The sequence below is a fragment of the Ottowia pentelensis genome (assembly GCF_964341695.1).
Window position 1 is genome coordinate 2,722,349 of record NZ_OZ224513.1, and the last position, 21,419, is coordinate 2,743,767.

At 69.9% G+C, this 21,419-nt stretch carries 18 protein-coding genes and 3 tRNA genes; 14 read left to right on the forward strand and 7 right to left on the reverse strand.

What is annotated here, in order from left to right; genetic code table 11:
• Positions 1–14 precede the first annotated feature (14 nt).
• The gene (gene tsf, locus ACWHMB_RS13160) at positions 15–908 is read right to left on the reverse strand and encodes a translation elongation factor Ts (RefSeq protein ID WP_377478819.1); all 894 of its coding nucleotides are present in this window, start codon (positions 906–908) and stop codon (positions 15–17) included.
• A 114-nt stretch (positions 909–1,022) separates the two neighbouring features.
• Entirely contained in the window at positions 1,023–1,775 is a 753-nt protein-coding gene (gene rpsB, locus ACWHMB_RS13165) for a 30S ribosomal protein S2 (protein ID WP_293225130.1), read from the reverse strand.
• A gap of 184 nt (positions 1,776–1,959) precedes the next feature.
• Here rpsB and ACWHMB_RS13170 point away from each other — a divergent pair, with 184 nt between their 5' ends.
• Both ACWHMB_RS13170 and ACWHMB_RS13175 read left to right on the forward strand, forming a co-directional pair.
• Positions 1,960–3,204, forward strand: a complete 1,245-nt coding sequence (locus ACWHMB_RS13170; protein ID WP_377478821.1) for a D-amino acid dehydrogenase — start codon at positions 1,960–1,962, stop codon at positions 3,202–3,204.
• A gap of 56 nt (positions 3,205–3,260) precedes the next feature.
• Positions 3,261–4,874, forward strand: a complete 1,614-nt coding sequence (locus tag ACWHMB_RS13175) for an NAD(P)H-hydrate dehydratase (protein WP_293225126.1) — start codon at positions 3,261–3,263, stop codon at positions 4,872–4,874.
• 57 nt (positions 4,875–4,931) lie between these two features.
• Here the strand turns inward: ACWHMB_RS13175 and ACWHMB_RS13180 are convergent, their stop codons facing one another.
• Positions 4,932–5,879, reverse strand: coding sequence for a LysR family transcriptional regulator (locus tag ACWHMB_RS13180; protein ID WP_293225124.1), 948 nt, complete (start codon positions 5,877–5,879; stop codon positions 4,932–4,934).
• A 152-nt stretch (positions 5,880–6,031) separates the two neighbouring features.
• On the opposite strand from ACWHMB_RS13180, the gene ACWHMB_RS13185 reads away from it, so the two are divergent.
• From ACWHMB_RS13185 to ACWHMB_RS13215, 7 genes are all read left to right on the forward strand, one after another.
• Positions 6,032–7,309 (forward strand): MFS transporter, encoded by a 1,278-nt coding sequence (locus ACWHMB_RS13185; protein WP_293225123.1) that lies wholly within the window; start codon positions 6,032–6,034, stop codon positions 7,307–7,309.
• 117 nt (positions 7,310–7,426) lie between these two features.
• Entirely contained in the window at positions 7,427–9,772 is a 2,346-nt protein-coding gene (locus ACWHMB_RS13190; protein WP_447648558.1) for an FdhF/YdeP family oxidoreductase, read from the forward strand.
• 44 nt (positions 9,773–9,816) lie between these two features.
• Complete coding sequence (locus ACWHMB_RS13195; protein ID WP_293221977.1) at positions 9,817–10,200, forward strand: hypothetical protein; 384 nt, start codon at positions 9,817–9,819, stop codon at positions 10,198–10,200.
• 217 nt (positions 10,201–10,417) lie between these two features.
• On the forward strand, positions 10,418–10,999 hold the full coding sequence (locus tag ACWHMB_RS13200) for a hypothetical protein (RefSeq protein WP_377478825.1): 582 nt from the start codon (positions 10,418–10,420) through the stop codon (positions 10,997–10,999).
• A gap of 93 nt (positions 11,000–11,092) precedes the next feature.
• Positions 11,093–11,788, forward strand: a complete 696-nt coding sequence (locus ACWHMB_RS13205) for a glutathione S-transferase N-terminal domain-containing protein (RefSeq protein ID WP_377478827.1) — start codon at positions 11,093–11,095, stop codon at positions 11,786–11,788.
• 29 nt (positions 11,789–11,817) lie between these two features.
• Positions 11,818–11,894, forward strand: a tRNA-Pro gene (locus ACWHMB_RS13210).
• Positions 11,895–12,176: 282 nt separating this feature from the next.
• A tRNA-Arg gene (locus ACWHMB_RS13215) sits at positions 12,177–12,253 on the forward strand.
• Positions 12,254–12,294: 41 nt separating this feature from the next.
• Here ACWHMB_RS13215 and ACWHMB_RS13220 read toward each other — a convergent pair.
• Entirely contained in the window at positions 12,295–13,341 is a 1,047-nt protein-coding gene (locus tag ACWHMB_RS13220) for a tyrosinase family protein (RefSeq protein WP_377478829.1), read from the reverse strand.
• A 320-nt stretch (positions 13,342–13,661) separates the two neighbouring features.
• Between ACWHMB_RS13220 and ACWHMB_RS13225 the strand changes: the two genes are divergently transcribed.
• The 3 genes from ACWHMB_RS13225 to ACWHMB_RS13235 all read left to right on the forward strand — a co-directional run bounded on the left by ACWHMB_RS13225 (position 13,662) and on the right by ACWHMB_RS13235 (position 16,734).
• On the forward strand, positions 13,662–14,798 hold the full coding sequence (locus ACWHMB_RS13225) for an aromatic ring-hydroxylating oxygenase subunit alpha (RefSeq protein ID WP_377478831.1): 1,137 nt from the start codon (positions 13,662–13,664) through the stop codon (positions 14,796–14,798).
• Positions 14,799–14,989: 191 nt separating this feature from the next.
• On the forward strand, positions 14,990–15,877 hold the full coding sequence (locus ACWHMB_RS13230) for a DMT family transporter (protein WP_377478833.1): 888 nt from the start codon (positions 14,990–14,992) through the stop codon (positions 15,875–15,877).
• Positions 15,877–16,734, forward strand: coding sequence for a sulfurtransferase (locus ACWHMB_RS13235; protein WP_377478835.1), 858 nt, complete (start codon positions 15,877–15,879; stop codon positions 16,732–16,734). The genes ACWHMB_RS13230 and ACWHMB_RS13235 overlap by 1 nt, the downstream gene beginning before the upstream one ends.
• A 25-nt stretch (positions 16,735–16,759) precedes the next feature.
• On the opposite strand, the gene ACWHMB_RS13240 is transcribed toward ACWHMB_RS13235, so the two are convergent.
• Positions 16,760–17,626: a ZIP family metal transporter gene (locus ACWHMB_RS13240; protein ID WP_377478837.1), complete on the reverse strand. Its 867-nt coding sequence runs from the start codon at positions 17,624–17,626 to the stop codon at positions 16,760–16,762.
• Positions 17,627–17,720: 94 nt separating this feature from the next.
• Positions 17,721–18,632, reverse strand: a complete 912-nt coding sequence (locus tag ACWHMB_RS13245; protein ID WP_377478839.1) for a dienelactone hydrolase family protein — start codon at positions 18,630–18,632, stop codon at positions 17,721–17,723.
• 93 nt (positions 18,633–18,725) lie between these two features.
• Between ACWHMB_RS13245 and ACWHMB_RS13250 the strand changes: the two genes are divergently transcribed.
• Positions 18,726–18,801 (forward strand) — tRNA-Thr (locus ACWHMB_RS13250).
• Positions 18,802–18,866: 65 nt separating this feature from the next.
• Here the strand turns inward: ACWHMB_RS13250 and ACWHMB_RS13255 are convergent.
• A complete protein-coding gene (locus tag ACWHMB_RS13255; protein ID WP_377478841.1) occupies positions 18,867–20,663 on the reverse strand; it encodes a bifunctional metallophosphatase/5'-nucleotidase in 1,797 nt (598 codons plus the stop codon).
• 123 nt (positions 20,664–20,786) lie between these two features.
• Between ACWHMB_RS13255 and ACWHMB_RS13260 the strand changes: the two genes are divergently transcribed.
• Complete coding sequence (locus ACWHMB_RS13260) at positions 20,787–21,416, forward strand: Crp/Fnr family transcriptional regulator (RefSeq protein ID WP_377478843.1); 630 nt, start codon at positions 20,787–20,789, stop codon at positions 21,414–21,416.
• The last annotated feature ends 3 nt before the right edge of the window (positions 21,417–21,419 follow it).

Genomic DNA, 21,419 nt, shown 5'->3' on the forward strand with positions numbered 1-21,419 from the left:
CTGGGACAGGCCAATCAGGCCTTGCCTTGCGCGGCGGCGACCTGGGCGGCCACCTCGGCGGCAAAGTCGTCGGCTTTCTTCTCGATGCCCTCGCCCACCACGTACAGCGTGAAGCCGCGCACCTGGGTGGCCTTTTCCTTCAGCATCTGCTCCACACTCTGCTTGTCGTTCTTCACGAAGGGCTGGTTGAACAGCGACACTTCCTTCAAGAACTTCTGCACCGAGCCTTCGACCATCTTGGCGGCGATGTCGGCCGGCTTGCCGGACTCGGCGGCCTTGGCCTGCGCCACGCTGCGCTCGGTCTCGACCAGTTCGGCCGGCACGTCGGCGGCGGTCAGCGCCTTGGGCTTCATGGCGGCCACGTGCATGGCGACGTCGCGCGCGGCGGCCTCGTCGCCCGAGTATTCGACCAGCACGCCGATGCGCGTGCCGTGCAGGTAGCTGGTCAGCTGGCCGCCGCCGGCCTTGCGCACGAAGCGGCGAAAGCTCATGTTCTCGCCGATCTTGCCGATCAGGCCCTTGCGCACGTCTTCCAGCGTGGGGCCGTAGCCGTCCTGCTCGTACGCCAGCGCGCCCAGCGCGGCAACGTCGGCGGGGTTTTTCTCGGCCACCAGGCGGGCGGCGGCGTTGGCCATGGCGATGAACATGTCGTTCTTGGTGACGAAGTCGGTCTCGCAGTTGACCTCGAGCATCGCGCCGGTGCTGCCTTCGATGTGCGCGGCGATCACGCCTTCGGCGGTGACGCGGCTGGCGGCCTTGCCGGCCTTGGTGCCCAGCTTGACGCGCAGCAGCTCCTCGGCCTTGGCCATGTCGCCGTCGGCCTCGGTCAGGGCCTTCTTGCATTCCATCATGGGGGCGTCGGTCTTGGCGCGCAGTTCGGCGACCATGCTTGCGGTGATTGCTGCCATGTGTGCTTCTCCAGTGTGTTCGGGGCCGCGCTCGCAGGCGGCCGAAAGAATTGAAAAAAGGGGCTGCGGGGCCCCTTTGCCGTCAGCCGCGGGGCGCGCGGCCGGAGGGAACGCTCAGGCGGCGCCGTCCTGCACTTCGACGAATTCGTCGCTGCCTTCGGCGGCCACGGCCTTGACCACGTCATTGACGGCGTTGGCCTTGCCTTCGAGCACGGCGTCGGCCATGCCGCGGGCGTACAGCGTCACGGCCTTGGCCGAGTCGTCGTTGCCAGGGATGACGTAGTCGATGCCCACCGGGTTGTGGTTGGAGTCCACCACGCCGATCAGCGGAATGCCCAGCTTTTGCGCCTCGGAGACGGCGATCTTGTGGTAGCCCACGTCGATCACGAAGATGGCGTCGGGCAGCGCGGCCATGTCCTGGATGCCGCCGATGTCGCGCTCGAGCTTGGCGATCTCGCGCGTGAACATGAGCTGCTCCTTCTTGCTCATCGCGTCCAGGCCGCCTTCCTGCTGTGCCTTCATGTCCTTCAGGCGCTTGATGGAGGTCTTGACGGTCTTGAAGTTGGTCAGCATGCCGCCCAGCCAGCGCTGGTCGACGTAGGGCATGCCGGCGCGGCGGGCCTCCTCGGCCACGATCTCGCGCGCCTGGCGCTTGGTGCCCACGAACAGCACGGTGCCGCGGTTGGCCGCCAGCTGGCGCGCGAACTTTTGCGCCTCCTGGAACATCGGCAGCGATTTTTCCAGGTTGATGATGTGGATCTTGTTGCGATGGCCGAAGATATACGGGGCCATCTTGGGGTTCCAGAAGCGCGTCTGGTGCCCGAAGTGGACACCGGCTTCCAGCATTTCACGCATGGTGACGGACATGATTTGCCTTTGCAAGGTTGGGTCTAAAATCCGGCCCGCTCATCGCCCCTGGCGCCGTGTTTCAGGCCGGGGCGACACCTCGTGAGGGCCGGTTTGCGATTTGCTTTGCCGGGCCGGGCGACATGCCCAGCGAACTGCAAAACCTAAAGATTTTAGCACGCGCCCACCCGCGTTCGGCCGCCCCATGAACATTGCCATCATCGGCGCCGGCATCATCGGCGTCGCCACCGCGTACGAACTGGCCTTTGATGGCCACCAAGTCACCGTCTTCGAGCGCCACGCCAGCGTGGCCGAGGGCGCCAGCTTCGCCAACGCCGGCGTGCTGGCGCCGGGCTATGTCACGCCCTGGGCCGCGCCGGGCATGCCGGCCAAGGTCATCGGCCACCTGCTGGCGCGCCACGCCCCGGTGCGCGTGGCACGGCCGCTGGCCATGGCCGACCTGGCCTGGATGCGCCGCTGGCTGCGCGCCTGCGAGGCCGGCCACTACGCCGCCCACCGCGCGCAACTGCAGCGCCTGGCCTTCTACAGCCGCCAGCGCCTGCACGAGGTGGCCGCGCGCATGCAGTACGAGTTCGACCGCAGCCAGGGCTACCTGGTGCTGCTGCGCGGCGAGCCCGAGCAGCGCATCGTGCAGCCCGGCCTGGCGCTGCTGCGCGAGGCCGGCGTGGTGTTTCACGAAATCGACGGCGAGCAGGCGCGCCGCATCGAGCCCGCGCTCAAGCCCGACACGCCGCTGGCGGGCGCCATCCACCTGCCGCAGGACGAGGTGGGCAACTGCCGCCAGTTCGCCGTCATCCTGCGCGACGCGGCGCAGACGCTGGGCGCGCAGTTCTGCTTCGACACCGCCGTGCCGGCGCCCAGCGCCGCCGCGCCGACCACGCTGCGGTGGGACGGCGGCAGCGCGCGCTTCGACGCCGTGGTGCTGTGCGCGGGCGTGCGCTCGGCCGCCTGGCTGGCGCCGCTGGGCCTGCGCGTGCCGCTGCGGCCGGTGTACGGCTACTCGGTCAGCGCGCACATGCCCGACCCTGACCTGGGCCCGCGCAGCGGCGTGATGGACGAGCGCTACAAGGTCGCCATCTCGCGCCTGGGCCAGCGCGTGCGCGTGGCCGGCTCGGCCGAGATCGGCGGCCGGCCCGACGCCGTCAACGGGCGCGCCGTGCAGACGCTGTACAAGGTGCTGGACGACTGGTTTCCCGGCGCCGCGCGCCGCACCGGCGCCGTGCAGGTGTGGAAGGGTGCGCGCCCCATGCTGCCCGACGGCCCGCCGCTGATCGGCGCCAGCGGCGTGCCGGGCCTGTGGCTCAACGTGGGGCACGGCTCCAGCGGCTGGGCGTTGTCCTGCGGCTCGGCCCGCGTGCTGGCCGACCAGATCGCCGGCCGCCAGCCCGCCATCGACGCCCGCGGCTTCGACGTGGCGCGCTACCACTGACGGCGTGCCCGCCGTGGCTGACGGCGCGCCCGCCGCGCGGGCACAATGGCTGCGCCATGCCCACCCTGGTTCGCAGCACGCACCCGCTGGCGCTGCACGACAGCGCCGCCACCCGCCGCATCGAGCACGCCGCGGCCAGCGCCCTGCCCCCGCACACCCTGATGCAGCGCGCCGGCCTGGCCACCGCGCGCCTGGCGCTGGCGCTGGCGCCGCACGCGCGCCGCGTCTGGATCGCCGCCGGCCCCGGCAACAACGGCGGCGACGGGCTGGAGGCCGCCCTGCACCTGCACGCCTGGGGCCTGAACCCCGTCGTCACTTGGCTGGGCAGGCCCGACACGGCGCCGCCCGATGCGCGCGCCTCGTGGCAGCGCGCCGTGCAGGCCGGCGTGATGTTTGCCGAGCAGCCACCGGCCGACCTGGGTCCGCAGGACCTGGCCATCGACGCGCTGCTGGGCATCGGCGCCACGCGCGCGCCCGGCGGCCGCATGGCCGACTGGCTGCAACAACTGCATGCCAGCCCCGCGCCGGTGCTGGCGGTCGATGTGCCCACCGGGCTGAATGCCGACACGGGCTGGATGCGGACGCCGGTAACTACTGAAATAATAGCTGCTCGCGCTGATCCAGCAAGCGCTGCAGGCCAATTTGGCTTGAAACCGTTGCCACCGCCGCACCACACCTTGAGCCTGCTCACCCTCAAGCCCGGCCTGTTCACCGCCCACGGCCGCGACGCGAGCGGCGCGATCTGGTTCGACGACCTGGGCCTGCCCGCCAACCTGCGCGACGCCGAGCCGCCCAGCGCCTGGCTGAACGCCGCACCCACCGCCGCGCCGCGCCCGCACGCCAGCCACAAGGGCAGCTTCGGCGACGTCGCCATCGTCGGCGGCGAGGGCCTGGCCGCGCGCGGCCTGGGCATGACCGGCGCCGCCCTGCTGGCCGCCAGCGCCGCGCTGCACGGGGGCGCCGGCCGCGTGCTGCTCAGCCTGCTGGACGATGGCCAAATGACCCACATCGCCAGCCAGCCCGAGCTGATGCTGCGCCGCTTCGAGCGGTTGGAACTGCCAGCGCTCACGGTGGTGTGCGGCTGCGGCGGCGGCGACGCGGTCTCCGCCGTGCTGCCCGCCGTGCTGCACGCCGCGCCGCGTGCGGTGCTGGACGCCGACGCGCTCAACGTCATCGCCGCCGACGCCGCGCTGCAAGCCGCCCTGCGCCAACGCGCCCCCGCCGGCCAGGCCACCGTGCTGACGCCCCACCCGCTCGAAGCCGCGCGCCTGCTGGGCAGCACCTCTGCCCAGGTGCAACAAGGCCGCCTGCAGGCCGCCACGCAACTGGCCGAGCGCTTTGCCTGCACCGTGGTGCTCAAGGGCTCGGGCAGCGTCATCGCCACGCCCGGGCAGCCGCCGGTCATCAACCCCACCGGCAACGCCCGCCTGGCCACCGCCGGCACCGGCGACGTGCTGGCCGGGCTGATCGGCGCGCACCTGGCCGCCGGGCAAAGCGCGCCCCAGGCGGCGGCCGATGCGGTCTATCGGCATGGCTGGGTCGCCGATCATTGGGCGGCCGAGCAGCCCTTCACGGCGGGGGCGCTGGCGCGGCATGTGGGTGCATTCGACACATCGCCGCGCGCCGACATACGCCTGCGCGATCAATCCCTCCTGGCACCCGGCGGATAGACCCCAGCCAGCCGCGCACGGCCGCATCAGATGCGCCGGAGCCTTGGCGTGCGGGCCTCAGCGCCCGCCTGTCGCCAGCGCTCGCCCACGTCGAGGCCGACGCAGGCTCGGCCCATCCTGCTGCTGCGCGAACTCGTGGACCACGTCCAGAAACGCGGCCAGCACCGGCGACGCATCGCCCCGGCGATACAGGCAGGCCAGTTCGAGGTCGCGCAGCGCATCGCTGTCGAGCGGGCGATAGACCACGCCGGGCAGGCGCAGGCTGGTGCTCGCCGCGGCGGCCAGGCACAGGCCGAAACCACCGGCCACCAGCGCCATGGCCGTCAGCACGCCCTCGACCTCCTGCTCGACGTGCAGGGGCACGCCCTCGTGCGCAAAGGCGGCCGCCACGCGCTGCGCCATGCCGGGCAGCGGCTGGCTGAGGTAGAGGATGATCGGCTCCCCGGCCAGGTCGGCCAGGGTCAGGCGCTTGCGCTTGGCCAAGTTGTGGCGCCTGGGCAACGCGACGACCACGCTCTCGCGCAGCACGGTTTCAATCACCAGGTCGCTGGCCGGCGGCACCAGGCGGTTGAAGCCGACGGCGATGCGCCGCTCGCGCAGCGCGTCGATCTGCTCGTCCTTGGTCTGGCTGTGCAGCACGATGCGCACGCCGGGCCGCAGCGCGTGAAAGCGCGCCAGCAGGCGCGGGATCACCTCGAGCACGCCCGAGCCGAACACGCCGACGTCGAGCCGCCCGCTGCGCCCCTGGCCGGCCAGTTGCGTGCGTTCGCGCGCGCGTTGCGCCAGCGCCAGCAGGTTGGGCGCCTCCTCCAGCAGCGCTGCGCCGGCCTCGGTCAGCTCCGCGCCCCGGGGCATGCGCAGGAACAGCGCGGTGCCCAACTCGTCCTCCAGCGCGCGGATCTGCCGCGTCAGCGGCGGCTGGGCCATGTGCAGCCGCTCGGCGGCGCGCGTGAAGTTGCGCTCCTCGGCCACCGCCAGAAACTGGCGCATCTGCTTGAGCTCCATCGGCCGGCTCTCCTGGTTGGCTTCTTGCTCGCCATACTCATTCGGTATCGAGCACGCATCGATCGGTATTAGACAGTATCCGGGCGCCCCGCCTATCGTTGCGGCTGCCTGCACCGCTCGCCCTCCTCCCGCCCCTTTCCCCGGAGTTCTCCATGTCATCCATCGCGGCCACCTCGGCCACCACCGCCCGACCCACGCGCGCCCGCGTGGGGCTGGCCGTCATCCTTTTCGTCACCCTGTTGATCTCGTACTTCGATCGCGTCAACGTCTCGGTGCTGGTGGCCGATCCAACCTTCCTGGACAGCATGGGCATTGCCGGCCAGCCGGTGAAGATGGGCATGTTGATGTCGCTTTTCCTGTTTGCCTACGGCATCGGCAACATCGTGCTCACGCCCATCGGCAACTGGCTGGGGCCGCGCAAGGCCATGGCCCTGTCCATCCTGCTGTGGGCCGTGTCGGTGGCGCTGGGCGGCCTGGCCGGCAGTTTCGGCATGCTGCTGGCCACCCGCGTGCTGCTGGGCCTGGGCGAGGGCCTGCACTGGCCGATGCAAAGCACCTTCGTGAAAAACTGGTTTCCGCCCAGCGAGCGCGCGCGCGCCAACTCGGCCTGGCTGCTGGGCATCACGGTCGGGCCGATGATCGCCATCCCCCTGATCACCGCCGTGGTGGCGGGCGCGGGCTGGCGCGCCAGCTTTTTCGTGCTGGTGCTGCTGAGCCTGATTCCGCTGACCCTGGTGTGGTTCTTCACCAGCGACGAGCCGCGCGGCAGCCGCTTCGCCAACGCCGCCGAGGTCGAATACATCGAGGCCGGCCTGCGCGCCGAGCAGCAGGCCAGCACGCCGGGCCAGTCCTCGTTCGCCTTCCTGCGCGACATGCGCTACTGGCTGATCGTGGTGGCCTTCCTGTGCTCGGCGGGCATGTTCTGGGGCGTGCTGGCCTGGCTGCCGGCCTACCTGAAGACCGCGCGCGGCTTCTCGTGGGCGCAGATGGGTTCGCTCGCCACGCTGCCCTACGTGGCGGGCGTGGTCACCATCATCATCGCCGGCATCGTGGCCGACCGCATGCAGCGCAACAAGGCCATCCTGCCGGTGATTGCGCTGTTCGGCGCCGCGGCTGGCATCTGGGCCAGCGTGCACGCCGCCGACAACACCACCAGCGCGTTGGCCATGACGGCCGCCATCGCTTCGCTGGGCATCGGCCTGGCAACCTACTGGACCATGATGCAGGCCATCGTCGCCAAGGCCTCCGTCGGCGTGGCCGCCGGCGTGATGAACGGCGTGGCCAGCCTGGGTTCGGCCGGCATCCCGGCCCTGGTGGGTTACCTGATCGCCAGCAACGGCGGCAGCTTCACGGCGGGCCTCAGCTTCCTGGTCGCCCTGGGCGTCGTCGGGGGCCTGTGCATGCTGGTGCTGTTCGTCACCCGGCGCTGAGAACTTTCGCGCCTGGAGACGGCGCGCTGGCACCGTCAGCGCCGTGCGGTTATCGTGCGAGGTTTGAACACGTCCGGATAGCCCGGCGTGCATAACACCCCTTCGCCCGAATCACCCATGACGGAAGACCCCAACACCATCCGCATCGACCGCAGCAACCACCCCGCCGGCGGCTGGGGCGCGGTCAAGAGCACCTTCAAGGTGTTTCGCCTGCAGGAGATCGCCGGCAAGGTCGGCACCGGCCTGCTGCGCACCAACCAGCCCGGCGCCTTCGACTGCCCGGGCTGCGCCTTTCCGGACAAGCCGGGCAAGGCCGTGGTCGACACCTGCGAGCAGGGCCAGAAGGCCGTGGCCTGGGAGATGACGCGCAAGGCACCGGGGCCGGATTTTTTTGCCGGCCATTCGCTGGAACAGCTGCGCGCGCTCAGCGACTACGAGCTGGAATCGCAGGGGCGGCTGACGGTGCCCCTGCTGTACACGACCGAGAGCGGGCACTACACGCCCATCGGCTGGGACCAGGTGTTCGAGATCACGGGCCGCGAGCTGGGCGCGCTGGGACCCGATCAGGCCGCCTTCTACGCCTCAGGACGCAGCAGCAACGAGGCGGCGTTCTTGTGGCAGCTGGTGGCGCGCGCCTGGGGCTGCTCCAACCTGCCGGACTCGTCCAACTTCTGCCACGAGCCCTCGGGCTACGCGCTCAAGGCCGCCATCGGCGTGGGCAAGGGCACCTGCCAGCTGGATGACTTCGAGCGCGCCAACCTGATCCTGGTGATCGGCCAGAACCCGGCCACCAACCACCCGCGCATGATGGCGGCGCTGCACGACGCGGCGCGGCGCGGCGCCAAGGTGGTGGCCATCAACCCGCTGCGCGAGCGCGGCTTCACCAATTTTTCCGACCCCAAGGCGGTGGGCGAGATGCTGACGGGCCGCGGCATGGCGGTGGCGCACCGCATCATCCAGGTGCGCATCGGCGGCGACTTGGCGCTGTTCAAGGGCGTGATGAAGCGCCTGCTGGAGCTGGACGAGCAGGCCCGCGCCAGCGGCGCGCCGCGCCCGATCGACGAGGCCTTCATCGCCCAGCACACCACCGGCTTCGAGGCCGTGGCGGCCGACCTGGCGGCCGAGTCGTGGGACCTGCTGGTGGCCGAGTCGGGCGTGCGGCGCGAGCAGATCGACGAGCTGGCGCAGCTGTACGCCGAGGCGCCGGCCACCATGGCCACCTGGTGCATGGGCCTGACGCACCACGAGCACAGCGTGGCCACCATCCAGACCCTGGCCAACCTGCTGCTGCTGCGCGGCAACATCGGCCGCCCCGGTGCCGGCGCCATGCCGGTGCGCGGCCACAGCAACGTGCAGGGCGACCGCACCATGGGCGCCACCTCGACCATGCCGGCGCGCTGGCTCGACAACCTGACGGGCGAGTTTCCGCAGGCCGCCATCACCCGCCAGGCGGGCCTGGACGCCGCCGGCGTGACCGAGCGCCTGCTGCGCGGCGACCTGGGCGCGCTGCTGAGCCTGGGCGGCAACTTCGCCGTCGCCGGGCCCGACTCCACTCGCGTGCTGGCGGCGCTGTCGGGCTGCCGCTTCACGCTGCACATCGCCACCAAGCTCAACCGCACGCACTGCCATCCGGGGCAGGTCGGCCTGCTGCTGCCCACGCTGGGGCGCACCGACCTGGACCTGCAGCAGGGCCGCCCGCAGGTGGTGAGCGTGGAAGACTCGACCAGCACGGTGCGCAGCTCGCGCGGCATCCAGGCCCCGCTGGCCGCCACCATGATGAGCGAGCCGGCCATCGTCTGCGGCCTGGGTCAGGCGCTGGTGCCGGCCGGCGGCATCGACTGGGCCGCCATGGCCGCCGACTACGGCCAGATCCGCGAGCACATCGAGCGCGTGCAGCGTGGCATCAACGACGACTTCGCCGACTTCAACCGCAAGCTGGCCGAGCGCGGCCGCCTGACGCTGACCAACAGCGCGCGCGAGCGCCAGTGGAAGACCGCCAGCGGCAAGGCCGAGTTCAACGTGCACCCGGTGCCGACGGCGGGCGCGGTGGCACGCGCGCGCCAGCGCCACGGCGAGGCCGTGCTGGCACTGATGACGGTGCGCTCGCACGATCAGTTCAACACCACCGTCTACGGCCCCGACGACCGCTACCGCGGCGTGTTCGGCGGCCGGCGCGTGGTGTTCCTGAGCGCGGCCGACCTGCAGGCGCGTGGCCTGCGCGACGGCCAGCTGGTGGACTTGCACGGCTGCGGCGACGAGGACGAGCACGAGCGCGTGGTGCGCGGCTTCAAGGCCGTGCGCTACGACATCCCCGCCGGCTGCGCGGCGGCGTACTTTCCCGAGGCCACGCCGCTGCTGGCGGCCAGCAACCTGTCGCTGCACACGCGCACGCCGGCGTACAAGGACATTCCGGTGCTGGTGCGCGCGGCGCGACAAGAGCAAGACACCGCCGGGGCCTCGTGATCAACCCCTGCCCCGGCCCTCGGATCCCGTACATTTTTCAAGCCATGACCCCGTCCCGCTCCAGCCCCTTTCAACTCGCCCAGACCCTCAGCAGCCTGGCCTGGCACTCGCCCCTGGTCATCGCCAGCCGCACGCTGCAGCTCACCCAACCGGGCGCCCTGCTGTCGGCCAACGGCCAGGTCGAGTTTTTTCGCATGTTTGCCGAAAAGCAGGCGGCGGCAACCGAGTCGTACTTCGCCATGCTGGCGAGCGCGGTCACGTTGTCGCAGCAACTGTTCTTCGGCGCCTGGTCATCCTGGGCCCGCGGCCAGGCGCCGCAGTGGTCCACCCATGCCATGGCGAGCACGGCCAACAACGCCCTGAGGCCCTTTCAGCGGCGCGCCCGCGCCAATGCGCGCCGGCTGAGCCGATCGCGCAAGCCGGGTTGACGGCGCACCGACCCGCACATCGGCCGCTACGGCAGACCATTGATTAAAATCACCTGTAGCGCCCGTCCATCAAGCGCGGGCAGCTATGTTTTATATAGTTAACGGTTAGCGCGGGAGCATGAGATTCGGATGACGTTTTGCGCATTCTGAAGCGCTGCCCGACTCGGTCAAACGGCGTACCATGGCCTTCGCCCGGCCATTGCCTGCGAGGTGCACCATGACCACCGCCCTTGCCACCGCAGCCCCCCCCGTCTCGCTGATCCGCCTGCACTACCTGTGGTATGTGGCCGCGGCGCTGGCCGTCATGGTGGCGGCCATCGTCATCGGCAACCTGTGGTTCCTCAACTGGGTGCACGTGATGAGCGGCGTGCTGTGGACCGGCATCGACCTGTTCATGGGCTTCGTCATCGGGCCGATCCTGCGGCGCGTGGACGTGCCGGTGCGCAAGGCCATCCTGACGCGGCTGACGCCGGTGACGCTGTTTCTGCTGCCCACGCTGTCCATCATCACCGGCACCGCCGGCTGGTTCCTGGCCGTGCAGATGGGCCTGACACAACTGCCCTGGCCGCAGTTCGGCTGGATCGCGGCGGCGCTGGTGCTGGTGACGCTGATGACCCTCCAGGGCATCGGCTACCTGCTGCCCACCAGCCTGCGCATCTGCCTGGAGCTGCAAAAGGAGCGTCCCGACGGCGCCTGGATCGGCCGCACCATGAGCCGCTTCTACTACGTGGTGGCCAGCCAGGGCGCGATGCAGGTGGCCATCATCGTGGTGATGGCGCGGCTCGTCACAGGCGTATGAGCGCGCCTCGGCGCCCGCGGGCCGACTGCTAAGCTGCCGGCTGCGCAGCCGGCACAGGGCCGGACCAGCGCCCCGACTTTCAGGATCTCGCTCATGATCGACGTTCATTCCTGGCCCACGCCCAACGGCCACAAGGTGCACATCATGCTGGAGGAATGCGGCCTGCCTTACCGCGTGCACCCGGTAGACATCGGCGCGGGCGACCAGTTCAAGCCGGCGTTCTTGGCCATCAGCCCCAACAACAAGATTCCGGCCATCGTCGACTCCGACGGCCCCGATGGACAGCCCATTTCGGTATTCGAGTCGGGCGCCATCCTGCTGTACCTGGCCGGCAAGACGGGCCAATTCTTGCCGCCCGACACGCGCGGCAAATTCGAGGTGCTGCAGTGGCTGATGTTCCAGATGGGCGGCGTCGGCCCCATGCTGGGCCAGGCGCATCACTTTCGCATCTACGCGCCCGAGCCCATCGAGTACGCCGTCCACCGCTACACCAACGAGGCGCGGCGCCTGTACGGCGTGATGGACCGGCAGATCGAGCGCACCGGCGCCTACATCGCCGGCGCCGACTACAGCATCGCCGACATCGCCATCTTTCCGTGGCTGCGCTCGTGGCAAAACCAGGGCATTGCCTGGGCCGACTACCCGGCGCTCAAGGCCTGGTTCGACCGCATCGCGGCACGCCCCGCCGTGCAGCGCGGCGTGCAGGTGCTGGCCGATCGCCGCAAGGCGACCCGCAGCGCCGCCGAAATGGAAGTGCTGTTCGGCGCCACCCAATACCAGCGGCACTGAGCCGCCGCACGGTAGAATGCGCCCCTTGTCGGAGCGTAGCGCAGCCTGGTAGCGCATCTGGTTTGGGACCAGAGGGTCGCGAGTTCGAATCCCGCCGCTCCGACCATCGAACACACAGGCCCGCATCCGTCGGGCCTGTTTTCGTTGAACCTGGAAACCGCAGTTGGATGCGCTTGCCAGTGCCGCTATCGGCGGGCCAGGCAAGACGCGAGGACGCGGCAGGCTCAGGCCTGCAAGGACGAGCAACGCCGCATGGCACACCGAGAGTGGTGCTGGCGAGTGCATAGCGCGGCCCCGCAACCGATGCGTGCGATCGAAGCAGCCAAGTTCGCTGTCCGTTCCGGTTTATCGGAGAATGAAAGCGATCAACTGCGGTTTCCAGGTTTTTCTGCCCGTAGCTCAACTGGATAGAGCAGCTGCCTTCTAAGCAGCAGGTCGGGGGTTCGAGTCCCTCCGGGCAGGCCATGCCAACACCTTGCCACGCCGGACGCGCAGACCCTTCGTCCTCAGCTTTCGGCGTATTGCACACCCGAATGGGCCGCCAGGTCGAAGGTGCTCTCCACCGGCACGCGGCCCGAGAACAGGTCGAGCGGGGCCGATCGGCCCGTCATGCCGTCCTGCGCGCTGCTGGGGTAGCCTTGGTCGCCATGGGCTTTTTGCCACAGCGACCACAGCCGATCGACGTTGGCGTGGTGCAGAAAAAACACCGGATCGTTGGGCGAGGTGGCGGTGCCCATTTGCCCACCGATCATGGCGTGCACCGGGTTGTGCAGCACGCGCTCGACGTATTTGCGCATGCTTTGCGCGTTCCAGGCGTCAAAGTTCTCGACGCGCTCCTGGGCTGAACTCATGCTTTCCATGTACGGCGCAGCGTCATAGTCCGGGTGGGCCAACAGGCGGCTGAGGGGTTGCTCGGCCATGAACGGGTCGACGATGGCCAGGCTGTCCGCATCCTGGCCGGCAAACGAAAAGCGCCGGGTCAGGCCGCGGCGGCTCAGCGGCGTCGTGTCGATGTCGGGGAAGCCATCGCCATCGGTGTCGGAAAACTCGTCCGGGGTCTCGTCAAACTTGGCGCCCATGGCCCACAGTCCCTCGCGGAACATGCCGCTCTTGACGATGAACTTGTCGTTGGGATCACCGTTGCCGCCCAGGAAATCGTCGGTGAAGATGGTTTGCCACGCGCCGGCCTGCTGCCAGTTCCAGTACGGCAGCGTCATCTCGGCATCGCCCGACACGCGCTGCAGTTCGCGCTCGAAGCGCCGCAACATTTCGCGGTGCCAGGGCAAGAAAGCAGCGCCCATGTGGGCGTTGTAATGGCTTGAGAACGCCTCGCCATGCAGTTCGACAAAGTAGTCGTAGGCATTCGTTTCGGGCTCGTAGGCCGAGGCCTGCCGCTTCATGGCGTGCAGCGTGTCGACAAAGTCCTGGCGCTCGGTGGCGGACAGTTGCAGCACGTTTCGGCGCGCCAGCAGGTCGTCGTCACCGCCACCACAGGCGGCCAGCGTGCTTGCCAACAGGCCAACGCCCGCATACAGAAATTGTCGTCTTTGCATGAAATTTTTTGGATGTTGAATCGATCGGCGACGCCGTGGCCGCGTTGGCCTGCTGCAAGGTTCCCGCGGGCCCCAACGACAAGCGTCAAGCACTCGGCCTGTTGTAGCTTAACGTAACAATTGCGCCGCCCGAAAGCGGGGCTGGCGCGCGCTGGAAGTCGGTCCTCCTCGCCTCACCCCAAGCGTCATGCCAGTGCGGGTCGGCTAAAATGCGCGGTTCTCCCAACCCATCCCTTCGGAGAATTCGCGCGCCCAAGATCTGCGGATGCCAAGCGCTTTTTCCTGCCCCTTCATAGGGGGAGTCTCTAGGTCGGAACTCGATGTCTGATTTAAGTCTTCAACACCAGCAGGCGGCAACTCAACTTCCCGTCCATTCCTATTTCGATCCGGCGCTGTTCGCGCGTGAAAAGAAGCTGCTCTTCGATGGCGGCCCCCGCTACGTCGGGCATGCGCTGGCGGTGCCCCACCCGGGCGACTACAGCACCCTCAGGCAAGAGCAGGACGGCCGCGCGCTGGTTCGCAACGCGCAGGGCCAGGTCGAGCTGATCTCCAACTGCTGCCGCCACCGACAGGCCATCATGCTGGGTGGGCGCGGCAACCTGCAGGGCCAGGGCAAGGGCCACGCGGGTGGCAACATCGTGTGCCCCATCCACCGCTGGACGTATGCGCCCGGCGGCGAGCTGCTGGGCGCGCCGCACTTCGCGCACGATCCGGGCCTCGACCTGAACAACTACGCGCTGCGCGAGTGGAACGGCCTCTTGTTCGAGGACAACGGCCGCGACATCGGCGCCGACCTGGCCGGCATGAAGGTGGCCGCCGAGCTCTCGTTCGACGGCTACGCGCTGGACCACGTCGAACTGCACGAGTGCAACTACAACTGGAAGACCTTCATCGAGGTCTATCTGGAGGACTACCACGTCGGGCCGTTTCACCCCGGCCTGGGCAACTTCGTGTCCTGCGAAGACCTGAGCTGGCAGTTCGGCCGCGACTACTCGGTGCAGACCGTGGGCGTGGCACCCAGCTTCGGCCGGCCGGGCAGCGACGCCTACAAGCTGTGGCACGAGGTGCTGCTGCGCTACCAGGGCGGCGCGCTGCCCACGCGCGGCGCCATCTGGCTGACGTATTACCCGCACATCATGGTCGAGTGGTATCCGCACGTGCTGACGGTGTCGACGCTGCACCCGATCGGCCCCGAGAAGACGCTCAACATGGTCGAGTTCTTCTACCCCGAGGAGATCGCCTGCTTCGAGCGCGAGTTCGTCGAGGCGCAGCGCGCCGCCTACATGGAAACCGCGGTCGAGGACGACGAGATCGGCGAGCGCATGGATGCCGGCCGCAAGGCCCTGATGCGGCGCGGCGACAACGAGGTGGGCCCCTACCAAAGCCCGATGGAAGACGGCATGCAGCACTTTCATGAGTGGTACCGGCGTGCCATGGGCCTGGTCACCACCACCTGACGAATTCAGAAACAACATCAAACCGCGCCTGCCCCGCATTGCATGAGCGCCCAAGAGCCCCGCGGCCGCAGAGCAGGCCATGCCAGCAATCGCCGTGGCCGGGGTCTCCCCGGCCACGGGCGTTGCCCCCTTGAGGGGGGATGCCGAAACATCGCGCAGCGAGTGGAGCAACGGGGGTAGTCCGTCTCATCATGCAAGCCGCCTGGATGGTCGCCGCCTCGCTGTTCTTCGCCGGCATGGGCGCGTGCATCAAGTTCGCCTCCGACACCTACACGCCGCTGGAGGTGGTGTTCTATCGCGGCCTCATCAGCGTGCTTGTCGTCGGCGTGCTGGCGCGCTCGCGCGGCGTCAGCCTGCGCACCCACGTGCCCATGATGCACGTGTGGCGCAACGTGGTGGGCGTGGCCTCGCTGCTGGCCTGGTTCTACGCCATCGCGCACCTGCCGCTGTCCACCGCCATCACGCTCAACTATATGAGCGGCATCTGGATCGCCGCCTTCGTCATCGGTGGCACCCTGGCGCTGGGCAAGCTGGCCGACGTGCGCCGCCAGGGCCCGCTGATCCTGACGGTGATGCTGGGCTTTGGCGGCGTGGTGCTGCTGCTGCGCCCCACGCTGGACCAGAACCAGCTGTTCGCCGGCCTGGTCGGCCTGCTGGGCAGCCTGATGGCGGCGCTGGCCTACATGCAGGTGGCCGCGCTGGGCCGCGTGGGCGAACCCGAGACGCGCACGGTGTTTTATTTCTCGCTGGCCGCGCTGGTGGCCGGCGCCGGCGGCATGCTGGTCTTCGGCGCGCACAGCCTGGCCACGCCGCAGGCGCTGTGGCTGCTGCCCATGGGCCTGCTGGGCGCCCTGGGCCAGTTGTGCATGACGCGCGCCTACACCCACGGCTCGACCATCGTGGTGGCCAACCTGCAATACTCGGGCATCGTGTTCGGCGCGCTGCTGGGCATGACGCTGTTCGGCGACCACATCCCGCCGCTGGGCTGGCTGGGCATGGCGCTGATCATCGCCTGCGGCATGGCCGCCACCGTGCTGCGCGCCCGCGCCCTGCCCCAACTGCCCGCCGAGGAGTTCTGATGTTCACCCACCTGATTTCGGTCGATCAACTCCAGGCCTTGCAGGCCAGCGGCGCGCCGCTGATGGTGTTCGACTGCAGCTTCGACCTGGCCGACCCGGCCAAGGCCGACGCGATGTTTGCCCAGCAGCGCATCGCCGGCAGCGTGCAGGCCCATCTGGACCGCGACCTGAGCGCGCACGCGCCGCAAGACGCCGTCAACGGCGGCCGCCATCCGCTACCCAAACGAGAGCTGTTCGCGCAGACCCTGCGCCGACTGGGCTTTGAAAACACCATGCAAGCCGTGGTGGTCGACCGCAACGGCGCCAACTACTGCGGGCGCCTGTGGTGGATGCTGAAATGGGCCGGCCACGAGGCCGTGGCCGTGCTCGACGGCGGCCTGCCGGCCTGGCTGGCGGCCGGCGGCGCCACCGCCAGCGGGCCGGCGCCGGCGCGCGCGCCCAGCCACTTCGAGCTCAAGCCCGAGCTGCGCCACTGGGTCGGCACGCAAGAGGTCGCCAAGCACCTGGGCCAGCCCACGCAAACCCTGATCGACGCGCGCGGCGCGCCACGCTACCGCGGTGAGGTCGAACCGCTGGACCCGATTGCCGGCCACATCCCCGGCGCGCTCAACCGCCCCTTCGGCGACAACCTGGGGCCCGACGGGCGCTTCAAGTCGCCCGCGCAGCTCAAGACCGAGTTCGCCGCCCTGCTGGCCGGGCGCGACGCCGCCGGCGTGGTGCACCACTGCGGCAGCGGCGTCAGCACCGTGCCCAACATCATCGCCATGGAACTGGCCGGCTACCCGCCGGTGGCGCTGTACGCCGGCAGCTGGAGCGAGTGGAGCCGCACGCCAGGCCTGCCGGTGGCCAAGGGGTAAGGGTCAGCCGGCCAGCTCGGCCAGCTCAATGCGCGTGCTCCGGCCCCGCCAGGCCGACGGCGATCACCAGCCCCATGCCGACCAGCAGCCACAGAATCTGCGCCGCCGTCTGGCGCGCGTTCAGGCGCTTTTGCAGCTGCGGAATCAAGTCGGCCAGCGCCACATAGATAAAGCTGCTGGCCGCCAGCATCAGCAGATAGGGCAGCAGCCCGTTCAGGCTTTCGACCAGCGCCCAGCCGGCCAGCCCACCCAGCGCGGTCACCGCGCCGGCCAGCGACACCTTGACCAGCGCCGTGCGCCACCGGCGGCGGCTGCCCTGGTGCAGCACCGCCAAATCGCCCATGTGGTGCGGCACCTCGTGCACCAGCACCGCCAGCGTGGCGGCCCAGCCCAGCGCGGGGCTGGACAGGAAGGCCGAGGCGATCAGCACGCCGTCGCCAAAGCAGTGCACGGCGTCGCCCGTCAGCACGGCCCAGCCGCCACCGCCTTGCGGCGCGGCATGGGCGTGCCCGGCGTGGTCGTGGTGATGGGCGTCGGCCTGCGCATGGGCGTGGGCGTGCTCGTGCATCACGTCGGCGTCGACCATGGCCTCGTCCAGCGTCGGCAGGCTGGGATGGTGCTCATGGCCGTGGTGCCACAGCTCGGCCTTGTCGAGCAAGAAGAAAAACAGCAGGCCGGCCAGCAGCGTGGCCGACAGCACGTGCACCTCCACCCCGCTCTCGAAGCCCTCGGGCAACAGGCGGATGAAGGCCGTGGCCAGCAGCGCGCCGGCCGCCAGGCTGAGCATGTGCTGGGTGTAGCGCGCCAGCACGCCGAAGGACAGGGTGGCGGCGATCCACACGCTGCCCACGCCGGCAATCAGGGTACCGGTCAGGATTGCAATCAAATTCATAGCTGCTCGCGCCTGCCTGGCAAAGGCCAGAGCCAAAAAACATCAAAAAAGCCGCCTCGCGGGCGGCTTGCGTCCAACCAGCGTACCCGACTTGTCAAGCCACCCCGTGCGCCTTGAACCAGGCCAGCGCGCGCTTGTAGCCATCCTCGGCCGCTTCCTTGCGGTAGCTGGGACGATAGTCGGCATGAAAAGCGTGCGGCGCATCGGGGTAGACCACGAACTCGCAGGCCTTGGCGGCGGCGTTGCCCTTGGCGCCGGCCTCGGCCAAGGCTTTTTTCATCGTATCAATCGTGTCGAGCGGAATGCCGGTGTCGGCGCCGCCGTACAGGCCCAGCACCGGCGCCTTCAGCTGCGCCGCGCCGTCCAGCGGGTTGGTGGGCGCCAGCGGCGTGGGCTGGCCCACCAGCCGCCCGTACCAGGCCACGGCGGCCTTCAGTTTCGGGTTGTGCTCGGCATACAGCCACACCTGGCGCCCGCCCCAGCAAAAGCCGGTCACGCCCAGCTTGTCGGTGTTGCCGCCGTTGGCCGCCGCCCAGGCCACGGTGGCGTCCAGATCGCCCATCACCTGCGCGTCGGGCACCTTGGCGATCACCTCGCTCATCAGCTTGGACAGCTCGCCATAGCTTTGCGCGTCGCCCTGGCGCACGAACAGTTCGGGCGCGATGGCCAGATAGCCCGCGTGCGCGAAGCGGCGCGCAACGTCGGCGATGTACTCGTGCACGCCGAAGATCTCCGACAGCACCAGCACCACCGGCAGGCCGGTCTTGCCCGCCGGCTGGGCCCGAAACGCCGGCATCTTGAAGCCGGCGACGTCGATCGTCACCTCGCCCGTGGTCAGGCCGTCCGACGAGGTCTTGATGGCCGACTGCGCCAGCGCCGGCAAGGTGGCCGCCGCATAGCCCACGCCCAGCGCCAGCCCCAGCGCCTGGCGGCGCGAGGGCGCGCCGCGCTCGGGCGCCACATCCAGCAGCGCACGGGTATCGGTCAGGTGATCGGTCTTCAGCATGTTCAAGAGCCTCCTGGGCGGTTGGTTGAGGGGGTCGATGACGGGCCAATAACGGGCAAGCCGCCAGCTATAATCGCAGACTTTACGAGAAAAGCCGGCTTAGCTCAGTTGGTAGAGCAACGCACTCGTAACGCGTAGGTCGCCAGTTCGATTCCGGCAGCCGGCACCACATCAAAACCCGCACCGTTGCTGCAACGTGCGGGTTTTTTCTTGCCCGCCCCGAACTGCGGCACATCATCGCCCCAAAATCCGCTCCGCCAGCGGCAGCGCCATCGGTCCGTTGGCGCTTTGCGCGCTGATGTAGTCGGCCAGCGCGTCCACGTCCAGCCCGCCGCCGACGTTGTCGCGCCCCTGGGTGAAGACGCTGAAGTTGTCGCCGCCCGCGCCCAGGTAGCTTTGCACGCCGACGCGGTAGGCGCGCTGCGGCTCGATGGGCTGGCCGTGTAGGCGCATCGCGCGGATGCGCTGTCCGGCGGGGGCCGTGCGGTCGACGGCGTAGTCGAAGCCTTGCGACACCTGCAGGATGCGCGGGCTGGCGACGGTGTTGGTGCCGCTGTCGAACTGCTGCTCCAGCAGCTGGCGGATCTGCGCGCCGCTCAGCGTGAGCGTCATCAGCGTGTTGCCGAAGGGCTGCACCGCGTACAGCTGCCCATACGTGACGCGGCCGTCGGCGGCCGGCACCAGGTCGGCGCGCACGCCGCCCGGGTTCATGAAGGCCAGCTGCGCGCCGCCGGCCGCCGGGCCTTGGGTGGCGGCCAGGATGGCGTCGGCGACGATGCGGCCCAGCACGGATTCGCCGTGGGCGCCCGGCTGCCGCGTGGCGGGCGCGGCCAGGCGGCCGACCGGGGCGGCCGCCAGTGGCGCGGCGGCGGCCTCGTAGCGCGCCACCAGCGCGGCCACCGCCGGGTCGGGCGCAAGCACGGGCCAGGCCGGCTGCAGCGGCACCGCGCCCCGCGGCCCGGTGAAGGCCTGGCCTTGCGCGATGTGCTGGCGCGCCGCGCGCCGCACCACGCGGCGCGTGCGCACGTCCACCGTCAGCTGCACCTCGGTCAGCAGGGTGCCGTACAGGCCGGCGCTGGTCAGCCAGAACGGCTTGGCCGGGTTGACGCGCGCGTAGTCGCACACATAGGCGCGATGCGTGTGGCCGGAGACGACCAGGTCGACCTGGTCCGACAGGCGGTCGAGGATGGGCACGATGTCGCCCGACAGGCCGCTGCAGCTGGCGTCCTGCAAGCCGCTGCGGGCGCGGCCGCCTTCGTGGATCAGCACCACGATGACATCGGCGCCCTGCGCGCGCAGCGGCGCGATTTGCGCGTTGACGGTGGCGGCCTCGTCGGCAAAGCTGAGGCCCGCCACGCCGCTGGGGCGCACCATGTGCGGCGTGTTTTTCAGCGTCAGGCCGATGAAGCCGACGCCGATGCGCACGCCGTCCTGCTCGAAGAACCGGATGCCGGTGGCGGGCAGCAGCGGCTGGCCGTCGGCGCGCACGGTGTTGGCCGCCAGGTACTGAAAGCGCGCGCCGGCAAACGGCTGGCTGAGCTGGCACGGCACCCTGGTCGTGAAGCGCTCGCAGCCGCCGTGCTGCAGGCGCAGCAGCTCGTGCCAGCCCTGGTCGTATTCGTGGTTTCCGGTGGCGGCAAAGTCCAGCCGCATCAGGTTCAGCGCCTCGATGGTGGGCTCGTCCAGGAACAGCGAGGACACCATGGGCGAGGCGCCGATCAAGTCGCCCGCCGCCACCAGCACGCTGTGCGGATGCGCCGCGCGCTGCTGGGCGACGAGCGTGGCCAGGTAGGCCGCGCCGCCAGCGGGCACCGGCACCGGCGCTTCGTCGGGCGCGGCGGCGTTGACCGCCAGGCCCGGCGGCGCCAGGTTGCCGTGCAGGTCGTTGAAGCCCAGCACGGTGATGTCCATCGTGCGCGGGCGCGCCAGCTCGCCCGTGCCGCCGCACGCGGCCAGTACGGCGCTCAGGGCCAGGGCCAGGGCGGCGCGCGCCCAGCGATGCCATGGCGTCCTGGCGGCTTGCAGGGGCATGGCGCGCGCGCTCGTTTGCGTCAACTCAGAACTCCTTGGCGAGGGCGGCGCGCGCCCTCGACAACTTTCGCGTGGTTGATGTGCATCAATGCCCCGGCCGTGGGCCAAAGGCACAGTGCGCCCATGCTCACCGTTCCCCTGCCCGACCCGACCCACCAGGCCGTCCTGTTGCCGGCCGGCGCGGTGCTGCTGCGCCGAGCCCGCCCCCACGACGCCATCTACCACATCGCCCGTGGCCGCCTGGCCATGGGCCTGCTGGGCCCCGACGGCCTGGCGCATCAGCTGGGCTGGATCGAAGGCCCATGCTGGCTCGACCCCGGCAGCGCCGTGCTGGGGCAAGCCCCTTTGATGGACGTGGTGGCCGACACCCCGGTCGAGGCGCGCGCCGTGCCGCTGGCCGAATTCTCGGCCGACCTGGGCACCCTGCCCGCGCCCACGCTGGCGCTGGTGCGCGACCTGGCGCAGGCGCATCGCCAGCAGGCCGAGCTGGCCGTCAGCCGGCTGGGCAAGGACGCCGAGGCGCGCTGCGCCGAATGGCTGCTGCGCCACGTCGAGCCCGCGCCCGACGCATCCCCGCAGCCGGCCGTCACGCTGCGCCAGCGCAAGCGCTCCATTGCCGCGCAACTGGGCATCGCGCCCGAGACCTTCTCGCGCGTGCTGCGCCAGCTGCGCGAGCGCGGGCTGATCGCCGGCCGCGGGCGCCAGCTGCGTCTGCTGAACGTGAACGGCCTGCGTTCGCTGGCCGGCGCGTAAGCC

What these genes read in the sequence shown, in the direction of transcription:
- tsf (WP_377478819.1), bottom strand. Translation starts at nt 908, where the DNA reads ATGGCAGCAATCACCGCAAGCATGGTCGCCGAACTGCGCGCCAAGACC.
- rpsB (WP_293225130.1), bottom strand. Translation starts at nt 1,775, where the DNA reads ATGTCCGTCACCATGCGTGAAATGCTGGAAGCCGGTGTCCACTTCGGG.
- ACWHMB_RS13170 (WP_377478821.1), top strand. Translation starts at nt 1,960, where the DNA reads ATGAACATTGCCATCATCGGCGCCGGCATCATCGGCGTCGCCACCGCG.
- ACWHMB_RS13175 (WP_293225126.1), top strand. Translation starts at nt 3,261, where the DNA reads ATGCCCACCCTGGTTCGCAGCACGCACCCGCTGGCGCTGCACGACAGC.
- ACWHMB_RS13180 (WP_293225124.1), bottom strand. Translation starts at nt 5,879, where the DNA reads ATGGAGCTCAAGCAGATGCGCCAGTTTCTGGCGGTGGCCGAGGAGCGC.
- ACWHMB_RS13185 (WP_293225123.1), top strand. Translation starts at nt 6,032, where the DNA reads ATGTCATCCATCGCGGCCACCTCGGCCACCACCGCCCGACCCACGCGC.
- ACWHMB_RS13190 (WP_447648558.1), top strand. Translation starts at nt 7,427, where the DNA reads ATGACGGAAGACCCCAACACCATCCGCATCGACCGCAGCAACCACCCC.
- ACWHMB_RS13195 (WP_293221977.1), top strand. Translation starts at nt 9,817, where the DNA reads ATGACCCCGTCCCGCTCCAGCCCCTTTCAACTCGCCCAGACCCTCAGC.
- ACWHMB_RS13200 (WP_377478825.1), top strand. Translation starts at nt 10,418, where the DNA reads ATGACCACCGCCCTTGCCACCGCAGCCCCCCCCGTCTCGCTGATCCGC.
- ACWHMB_RS13205 (WP_377478827.1), top strand. Translation starts at nt 11,093, where the DNA reads ATGATCGACGTTCATTCCTGGCCCACGCCCAACGGCCACAAGGTGCAC.
- ACWHMB_RS13220 (WP_377478829.1), bottom strand. Translation starts at nt 13,341, where the DNA reads ATGCAAAGACGACAATTTCTGTATGCGGGCGTTGGCCTGTTGGCAAGC.
- ACWHMB_RS13225 (WP_377478831.1), top strand. Translation starts at nt 13,662, where the DNA reads ATGTCTGATTTAAGTCTTCAACACCAGCAGGCGGCAACTCAACTTCCC.
- ACWHMB_RS13230 (WP_377478833.1), top strand. Translation starts at nt 14,990, where the DNA reads ATGCAAGCCGCCTGGATGGTCGCCGCCTCGCTGTTCTTCGCCGGCATG.
- ACWHMB_RS13235 (WP_377478835.1), top strand. Translation starts at nt 15,877, where the DNA reads ATGTTCACCCACCTGATTTCGGTCGATCAACTCCAGGCCTTGCAGGCC.
- ACWHMB_RS13240 (WP_377478837.1), bottom strand. Translation starts at nt 17,626, where the DNA reads ATGAATTTGATTGCAATCCTGACCGGTACCCTGATTGCCGGCGTGGGC.
- ACWHMB_RS13245 (WP_377478839.1), bottom strand. Translation starts at nt 18,632, where the DNA reads ATGCTGAAGACCGATCACCTGACCGATACCCGTGCGCTGCTGGATGTG.
- ACWHMB_RS13255 (WP_377478841.1), bottom strand. Translation starts at nt 20,663, where the DNA reads ATGCCCCTGCAAGCCGCCAGGACGCCATGGCATCGCTGGGCGCGCGCC.
- ACWHMB_RS13260 (WP_377478843.1), top strand. Translation starts at nt 20,787, where the DNA reads ATGCTCACCGTTCCCCTGCCCGACCCGACCCACCAGGCCGTCCTGTTG.